This is a genomic window from Mucilaginibacter sp. P4_G9 (genome assembly GCF_056400985.1).
The window spans coordinates 1-2,593 of the sequence record NZ_JBFUKF010000559.1 but is presented as its reverse complement, the minus strand read 5'-3'; the positions used below and the strand labels follow the sequence as shown (position 1 = coordinate 2,593).

Annotated in this window: 3 protein-coding genes; 2 read left to right on the top strand and 1 reads right to left on the bottom strand. The window is 37.2% G+C overall.

Annotated features, from left to right (window positions below; translation table 11 throughout):
• On the bottom strand, positions 1-304 hold a 304-nt coding region (locus tag AC1DPZ_RS25280; protein WP_477408688.1), incomplete at its 3' end, for a hypothetical protein.
• 458 nt (positions 305-762) lie between these two features.
• Here AC1DPZ_RS25280 and AC1DPZ_RS25275 point away from each other — a divergent pair.
• Complete coding sequence (locus AC1DPZ_RS25275) at positions 763-1,479, top strand: LytR/AlgR family response regulator transcription factor (protein ID WP_477408686.1); 717 nt, start codon at positions 763-765, stop codon at positions 1,477-1,479.
• A gap of 97 nt (positions 1,480-1,576) precedes the next feature.
• The gene (locus AC1DPZ_RS25270; RefSeq protein WP_477408684.1) at positions 1,577-2,440 is read left to right on the top strand and encodes a tetratricopeptide repeat protein; all 864 of its coding nucleotides are present in this window, start codon (positions 1,577-1,579) and stop codon (positions 2,438-2,440) included.
• Positions 2,441-2,593 lie beyond the last annotated feature (153 nt).

Below are 2,593 nucleotides of genomic sequence, written 5' to 3'. Positions count from 1 at the left end.
TTTCCTTTTCGTACCCAAAAGCCATATGATATACTAAATCGCCCTTTTTTGTAAACTCCGCTTTGTTTTGCTGGTTATCCATTATAAATCTGACTACAAAATTTTTATCAGACTGAAACCATTTTGGTTCCTGAGCACCTACAAATAAACTGGAAAATGAATCTGAGACCTTTTTTGATACCTGAACCCTGGTTGGTGCGCCCGAAATAGTAACCTCTTTCAGTTGGACCTGGGCAGACGCGCTGTTGACCCCTAATGTTAATATTAGTCCGCTTARCAAAAAGGGAATAATTAATTTTTTCATGGTGTCTTGATTTAATTTTAAATAAAAAGAATTAATACAAAGTGTAAAACTAAATCGCTTTTGAGGGGTTAAATTATAGTGTGGATATATGCAGGCTATCTGGATTTATTCGACACCATTATGTGGATAAACTGCGTTATTAACAGGCAAATGCCGTTTGTCCATGGAGATGAGTTGTTGGTTACTTTTTTGGTTATTTATCTAAAATTTAACGGCTTTGTGTAACTATTAATAAATTAATGCGTCATATAGATGATGGGCACAAAGTGTTTATTTTAGTTAAGCAGGTTCTTTTTTATAAAATTTCGATTCTTATTAAAATGCAAATACATCAACCCGAAAAATAGTAATGAGAACACCACTGAAGAGCCTATTTTAACTTTGTAATAGTTTAATGCTATCTTTATTTACCCGTTGTTTAAAATACAATGCGGAAAATAAAATAAACTTTTTAAAATATGCGGTGGAGATGCTTAATCATAGACGATGATCCACTTATTTTAATGACAATTAAAAAGTGGACCGATAAGGTGGAGCAGCTTGAAGTTGTGGCTGTATGTGACAGCGCTTTACGATCACTGGAGATCATGAAAACAGAAAGGATAGATTTACTCTTCCTGGATATTCGGATGCCTGAATTATCGGGGATTAGTTTTCTAAGAGCCTTACAAAATCCCCCCAAAGTAATTTTTATAACTGCTTATCAGGAATTTGCCGCAGAAGCCTTTGATTTAAATGCGGTGGATTTTTTACTAAAGCCACTAAGTTTAGAGCGTTTTTTAAAGGCTGTTAATAAGGTGATCGATGCGGGCATTTCTCCGGAAGAAGGCCTGAATATGCATGTGGAACGCGAATGCATATATTTTAAAGCAAACAGAAAAACACTTAAGATTTTTTTAGACGAAATTGTTTATATAGAAAGCGCCAAAAATTACATCAAGATTTACAGGCTGCTTAATACCCCTTTAGTGGTTAAGTATTCTTTAACTGCATTGGCAGCAGAGTTACCTCATAATTTATTTGCCCGGGTTCATCGGTCTTTTATTGTGGCAATTAACAAGATTACTGCCTTTACCCATTACGATGTTGAAATTGGTAAAATTGAAATACCAATAGGAAGACAATATTTGGGGCAATGGAAAAAGTTGTCGGATAAAAGTAAGGTGTTGGCATAGAAAAAGTAATACAAGACTCATCCCCGCGATAAAGACTAAAATCGCTGTTTTATTGGATGTGCAATTGGCAGACGCTATCTTAGCGTTAACTTATCATATGGGTAACACAGCACAACACTTTTTAGATCAAGCCAGGGCGCTTGACAAGCAAGGCCAAGCGGAAGCTGCAATATTAGCATATCATCAAGCTATTGCAGCTAACAGTACCTGGTCAATACCTCATTATAACTTAGGACTTATTTATAAGTATCAAGGAGATTGGCAACTATCCTATCAGCATAATCAAAAAGCGACAGCATTAGACCCTGATGATGAAGCTGCCTGGTGGAACTTGGGAATTGCTGCTACTGTACTACTTGATTGGAAAACAGCAAGAGAGGCATGGAATCATTTTGGCCTTGACATAGAGGTTAGCGAAGAAGAACTTAATATGGACTTGGGAAATGTTCCTATAAGGCTTAATCCTGATAGCAAGGGTGAAGTTGTTTGGTGCAAACGCATTGATCCTGCAAGGGCCGTTATTTACAACATACCTTTACCTGCATGCGGACATAGATATGGCGATATGATACTTAACGATGGTGCACCGCAAGGTTATCGCGTACGTAATGGTAAAGAGGTTCCCGTATTCAATGAGTTGCAATTATTAACCAAATCTGCTTATAGTACATATTCTATCGTTGCCCATACGGAGGAGCAAGATGACGTTGACAAGCTTGAGAAACTATGCCATAATGCAAACATTGAATTTGAGGATTGGTCAACAGTAACATTATTGTGCAAGCAATGCAGTGAAGGTACACCACACGAAACACATGACCATGATTTAAAAACGAACAATGGAAACGAGCGCCACATCGGCCTCGCATCTACGAACAAAGATACGGTAATTCAAATACTTTCTGACTGGCGAGTTATTGCATTATGTGAACACACAGAACTGGAATTGGAACTGGAATAATAATTATAATATAAGCGAACAAAAACAATCCAAAAAGTAGGATAGACAGGAACTGGCTGCCATGTCGTACAGTATACCTCAATATAAGCGAACAAAAACAATCCAAAAAGTAGGATAGACAGGAACTGGCTGCCATGTCGTACAGTATACCTC